This window comes from Draconibacterium sp. (assembly GCF_041583095.1).
Taxonomy (GTDB): domain Bacteria; phylum Bacteroidota; class Bacteroidia; order Bacteroidales; family Prolixibacteraceae; genus Draconibacterium.
Genome location: NZ_JBFHGM010000294.1, coordinates 1 through 6,142 on the forward strand (window position 1 = coordinate 1; position 6,142 = coordinate 6,142).

Annotated in this window: 4 protein-coding genes and 1 pseudogene; all 5 read left to right on the forward strand. The window is 40.8% G+C overall.

From position 1 onward, the window contains the following. Positions 1-89 precede the first annotated feature (89 nt). Entirely contained in the window at positions 90-995 is a 906-nt protein-coding gene (locus tag ABZB17_RS19360) for a DMT family transporter (protein WP_372652688.1), read from the forward strand. A 244-nt stretch (positions 996-1,239) separates the two neighbouring features. Continuing rightward, positions 1,240-2,625: an efflux RND transporter periplasmic adaptor subunit gene (locus ABZB17_RS19365; protein WP_372652691.1), complete on the forward strand. Its 1,386-nt coding sequence runs from the start codon at positions 1,240-1,242 to the stop codon at positions 2,623-2,625. An 18-nt stretch (positions 2,626-2,643) separates the two neighbouring features. After that, positions 2,644-4,017 carry an ABC transporter permease gene (locus tag ABZB17_RS19370; protein ID WP_163322911.1) on the forward strand — a complete coding sequence of 458 codons (1,374 nt, stop codon included), beginning with the start codon at positions 2,644-2,646 and terminating at the stop codon, positions 4,015-4,017. Between the two features lie 25 nt (positions 4,018-4,042). Beyond that, complete coding sequence (locus ABZB17_RS19375; protein ID WP_372652693.1) at positions 4,043-5,524, forward strand: TolC family protein; 1,482 nt, start codon at positions 4,043-4,045, stop codon at positions 5,522-5,524. Between the two features lie 3 nt (positions 5,525-5,527). After that, a pseudogene (locus tag ABZB17_RS19380) lies at positions 5,528-6,142 on the forward strand (hypothetical protein); the annotation flags it as partial.

Consider the following 6,142-nt stretch of genomic DNA (forward strand, 5'->3'; position numbering starts at 1 on the left):
ACAAGTTTCGATAATAGTCGCCCGGAGAGAATTATTACAATCGATACCGATTCCGTACTTTACCTTTAAAAGTTATCAATTTTAACAGTATGAAAACAGCCACATTTAAGGGATATCTGCTGGCCCTTGTTGCCACCATTGCTTTCTCAAACGTTTACATTTTTAGTAAGGCTGCGTTAAATGAAATTCATTTAACACAATTTGGTATTTACTGGTGTGGTTTAGGGATGCTGTTCAGTTTACTTTTTGCATTAAAAAACAAAAAGTTGGGTCAGTTAAAGGTTCTCGATAGAAGGCAACGCCGTATACTTTTGCTATTGGGCATTCTCGAAATACTCACAACCACTTCATTTTTTATATCCATAAATATTATCCCCGATCCTTCCGTAACATCGTTTATCGGTAATCTTTTCCCGGTGATGGTTACTTTGGGTGGTATTGTACTGCTGAAAGAAAAGTTTGGCTGGGTAGAAGTTATTGGTGCATCGCTGGCGCTAATCGGTACTTTTGTTATCAGTTATTCGGGTGGTACAAGTTTAAAAACGCTGTTTATTGCCGGTACCGGCGTGGTTGTAATTAACGCGCTATTTGCCACCACCGCTACACTAATTGTAAAAGTGCATGTAAAAAATATAAGCCCCGAGCTGTTTAACCTAAACCGCTATACCTGGCTGTTCGCATTTTCGCTTATCGCATTTTTTATCTATAGCCCCGAAGCCAGCATATCATCCAGGGCTCTTGCCAACGTATCCATTGGTTCTTTCCTGGAGTTCGTCGCCATTTTAACGGTGTATTATTCCTATCAATTTATCGATGCATCTCGCTCGGCAGTGGTGCAAACGCTAAAAGGTATTTTTGTTTTAATAGGTGCCTACCTTGTCTTTCATACCTTCCCGTTGTTGCACCAGTTTATTGGCGGAATGATAACGGTTATTGGGGTACTGATAATGACACTGGCACAAGCCGGTATTTTAAAACCCAGACTCTCAAACTGAACTTTCAGTTAAAAAACTACTCATTTAGTTTATTTGAAGTTTATTTAACAAAATTTCATACTTATTTTTTGTTTCTTTCGTTGATTTTATGCCAAGGCACAATTTTTGTTAAACAAGAAAAAACAATTTCAAACAGAAACAAAAACTAAAACAATGAAACGAAATCCTCATAATTATACTTAAAAACAGCATGCCCTCATGCCTAATTCACCCGTTACCATTGAAAACTAAAAGCATACTAAAAATGAAGAAAAAAAACTGGCTGTTTGCCGCCATGGCAGTAATTCTACTGTTTGTGGTATTTATTGTATTATCAGGTTCGAAAAACGAAACCACTCAAATTACCACTACCGTAAAGAAAGGCCCTTTTGAAGTGCTGGTGTACTCAAGCGGGCAACTCGAATCGGAAAACTCCGACCATGTTTATATTCCCGAAGAAATGAAGGATCGCCAAACGCGTATTTCTAACTTAACAATTACTGATATTGTTGAAGAAGGAACTTATGTAGATTCGGGAGATTATGTGGCCACACTCGATCATCAGGCTGTTCAGGAACAGTTAAAAGATGCCCAGGATGAGATGGAAAAAATACTGTCGGAATACAACGACAGCAAGATCGACTCCAACCTGACGCTTAGCAACGAACGCGACCAGATTATTAACGCCACACTGGATGTAGAAGAACGAAAGATTGCGGTTGACGAATCGATTTATGAATCACCATCAGAGCAAAAAAAGGTGAAAATGGATTACGACAAAGCCTTGCGAAAACTGGAACAATCAAAACAGGCCTACGAATTAAAAACTCAACAGGAAATTAATAAGGTGAACCGCAAATTCATCACCTATAAACAGGTAAAAGAACGCGTTGATGCACTGGAAAGATTAATGGATAAGTTGATCATTTATTCGCCCAAAGCAGGTATTATTTCCTATCATCAATACGAGTGGGGAGGTACTGTTGAAACCGGATCGCGCGTGTCGCAATGGAGCCCGATTATTGCTACGTTCCCAAACATGCGTAACCTGGTTACCAAAACCTTTATAAACGAAATTGATATTGCGCTGATAAAACCCGGCCAGAAAGTAAAAATTGGAATTGATGCTTTTCCTGATAAAACGTTAAACGGAGAAGTAGCCACCGTAGCCAACATGGGGCAAGTGATGCCAAAAAGTGATGCAAAGGTTTTTGAGGTAAAAATTAAGGTCAACGGCTCCGATCCCGAGCTGAAACCAGCCATGACCACCAGTAACACCATCCAGGCCAGTTTTATTGAAGATGCCACCTATATTCCAATCGAGGCTGTATTTTCAAACGATAGCTTATCCTATGTATATCTTTCTGATTCGCAAACCGCACAAATTATTGAGCCCGGCGAAGCCAACGAAAATTATGTGGTAATAAACCAGGGACTCGAAGAAGGCCAGGAAGTGCAGCTGCTGGAACCCGAAGATGCCGGCGATTACAAACTAACAGGCTTTGAAATTTATGCCGATATAAAACGTAAAGCAGCCGAAAAAGCTGCAGAGGAAGCAGCAAGAAAAAAGGAACGGGAAGAGGAAAAAGCACCTGAATTGCCTCAGGGAATGTCTTTACCTGCCGGTGTTACTGTTATTTCAGCTAATTAACCACTCAAACCAAACAAGATGTTTATAAAAAGATATTTACACGATATTCTGATAGCGGTTGAAGCCATTATAGCCAACCGCCTGAAATCGATACTTACCGCTCTCGGTATCATCTTTGGTGTTGCTGCGGTAATTAGTATGATGGCCATTGGGAATGGTGCCGAGCAGGAAATTCTGGAACAGATAAAACTGGTTGGGGTAAACAACATTGTTATAACGCCAAGCACTTATTCATTATCCGACGGAGCAGGTGGCGATGGCAATGGTCAACCCACTGCTAAGAAATTTTCGAAAGGACTGACACTTCTTGATGTTGAGGCCATTAAAAAAATTGTACCAACTGTTGAACGTATTTCGCCGGTAATTTCCTTTAACTATTCAGCGTTGCTAAATGGTATCAGCAGACCTGTTGTACTCGAAGGAATTGATAATCATTACTTCGATTTATTTAACATGCAACTGGCCGAAGGAAGTCGTTTTAACGCTACTCAGGCAGAAAAAGGACTACCCGTTTGTGTGGTTGGAAATAACATTAAAGAGCAATTTTTTCGTCAGCAGGATCCCATTGGGAAATACATAAAATGCGGACAGATTTGGTTAAAAATTATAGGAGTTGTTGAACGACGCGATTTTACCGCATCGGCATCCGACGAACTGGGTATCAGCAGTTCCGACAATAAAATTTTTATACCCGTACAAACCATGCTGTTGCGTTTTAAAAACCGTTCGCTAATCAGGGCCGACGAAGTTTTAAATGCCAATAAAAACGCAAATGGAAATGGTATGGTAGTTATTTATGGCGGCCCGGAACAAAAAGAAGAACCGATTGACACCGATGATAATCTTAACCAACTCGACAAGATCGTTGTACAGATAAAGGAAACGGAACAACTCAATAACTCAGCAACATTAATAAAACGTATGTTGCTCAGACGCCACTCCGATTTGTACGATTTTGAAGTTACAATCCCCGAATTGCTGCTTAAACAGCAACAAAAAACAAAAAAGATATTCAATATCGTTTTAGGTGTAATTGCAGGTATTTCGCTTGTTGTTGGCGGAATTGGGATTATGAATATTATGCTGGCATCAGTATTGGAACGTATTCGCGAAATTGGTGTTCGTCAGGCATTGGGTGCCAAACAAAAAGACATAATCGCACAGTTTCTTTCCGAGTCAACATTAATCAGTTTAACCGGAGGAATTATCGGAATTATTCTGGGGGTTGTGCTCTCGCAAATTATTACGGCCGTGTTCGATATTAAAACAATTGTTTCTGCCTTTAGCATTTTTATTGCTTTTGGCGTTTCGGTTGGTGTCGGAATTATTTTTGGCTATTTGCCTGCCAAACGCGCCGCAGCCAACGATCCGGTAGTAAGTCTTCGTTCATAAAACAACCTGAAAACAAAAAAAAAAAATGAAAAACATATTTCTGTCATTTATATTTATTTTGGGCCTTACAGAATTTGCGGCTGCCCAGGACGAATTAGTGTTAACACTTCCCGAAGTAATTGATATTGCATCAGAACAATCAATTGATGCTTTCCGAAACAAAAACATGTATTTGGCCAGCTATTGGGAACACCGGTTTTATAAAGCCGAGCGCTTACCTAGTATTTCATTAAGTTCCAATCCGGCCGATTTTAACCGTTTTAGTAATCGCGAGTACAACTTCGAAACCAATGAGGACGAATTCCGCCTGCGCGAATATTTTAACTCCGAAGTTTCAGTATCAGCTGTTCAAAACGTTTCACTAACCGGCGGACAGGTATTTTTACGCTCGGAGCTGGGAATGATTAAAAACCTTGGTGGCGACAAAAATACATCGTTTAATGCAACGCCTATCAGTATTGGTTTTTCGCAGGAATTAAACGGGTATAACCGCCTGAAATGGCAAGCCAAAATTGAACCCTTGAAGTTTGAGAAAGCCAAAAAAGAATTTATCCAGGATATGGAAGATTTGCGTGTAACTTCGACCAACCGCTTTTTTGGATTGATCAATGCCCAGATTCAGAAAAATATTGCCGAGATGAATTATGCCAACGCCGATACACTTTATAAAATCGGAAAAGGGCGTTTCCAGGTAGGAACCGTAACTCAGGATGAATTGCTTGAACTGGAACTCCGTTTGCTGAACAGCGAGCAGGCACTGAGTGTTGCCCAGCTTGGCGAAAAAAGAGCACAGGCAAGGTTGAACTCTTTCCTAGGACTTCCAAAAGAAACCATGATAAAATGTATTGTTCCCAGCGAAATTCCGGAGCTGAAAATTGATCCGGACCAGGCAATTGACGAGGCGATTAAAAACAACCCTGAGATTCTGAACCATCAACAGCAAAAGCTGCAGCAAGACGAGAATGTTGCCATTGCCAAATCAGAACGAGGGCTTAACACCACGCTTTACGCCATGTATGGATTAAACAAAAGTGCCGAAAATTTTGATGATGTTTATTCCGAACCAGACAAAAGCCAGGTGTTTAGTCTGGGCCTAAACATCCCCATTGTTGACTGGGGACGCGGAAAAGGACGTTATTCAATGGCCAAGTCGAACCGCGAAGTGGCTCTGGCAACAATAAGGCAGGAACGTATTGATTTTGAGCAAGATATTTACCAAAGCGTGCTGGAATTCAATCTTCAGGCCGGACAGGTAAACACAGCAGCAAAAGCCGATACGGTTGCACAAATGGGATACAACGTTACCTTTCAGCGTTTTCTTATCGGAAAGATTGATGTAACACGACTAAATATTGCCAGCAACGACCAGGAAACTGCGCGTATGGCCTACCTAACGCGGTTACGCGATTACTGGTCGGCCTATTACCGACTGCGCAGTTTAACACTTTTTGATTTTGAAAAAAAGAAACCGCTTGAAGCCGATTACGACAAACTTTTAGAAAACTAGTTTATGGCTGTAAAAAGAAAGCATATTATAATAACTGCAGCAGTAATTTGTGTTATTGCCCTTGCAGCTTTTGCCGGATCGCTTACCACAAGCAAGTCGGAGAAAATCTATATGGTTGAAAAAGGCCCGTTTGAAGCGACGTTAACCTGCAAAGGAGAAATAAACGGTTTGGTGTCTACCCCAATCCCAATGCCCAAAATACTTGGCGATAGAGAACTAAGGATTTGGGAACTAAAAATTCTTGATTTGGCACAAGATGGGAAATACGTCAAAAAAGGCGATTTTATTATGCAGCTTGATGCCAGCCAGATCATGTCGGGAATGCGCCAGGAAAGGCAAAATCTTGAAACGGCAGAAGCCGACCTGAAAAATGCCAGAATTGATAGCACGGTACGATTAACCGCTCTTAGGGAAGATATAAAAAATGCCAAACTCGATTTGGAATACAATAAAATCGATTTGGAGCAATCGATCTACGAATCGGCTGCCTACCAGCGCAAAGCTCAAATGACTTATAAAAAAGCGGAAAATACAATTGCCAAAAAGAAGCGCGATTACCAACTTGAACAAAATAAGTTAAAAATGGGCGTGGCCCGAACAGAAGAAAGGGTAAAACGC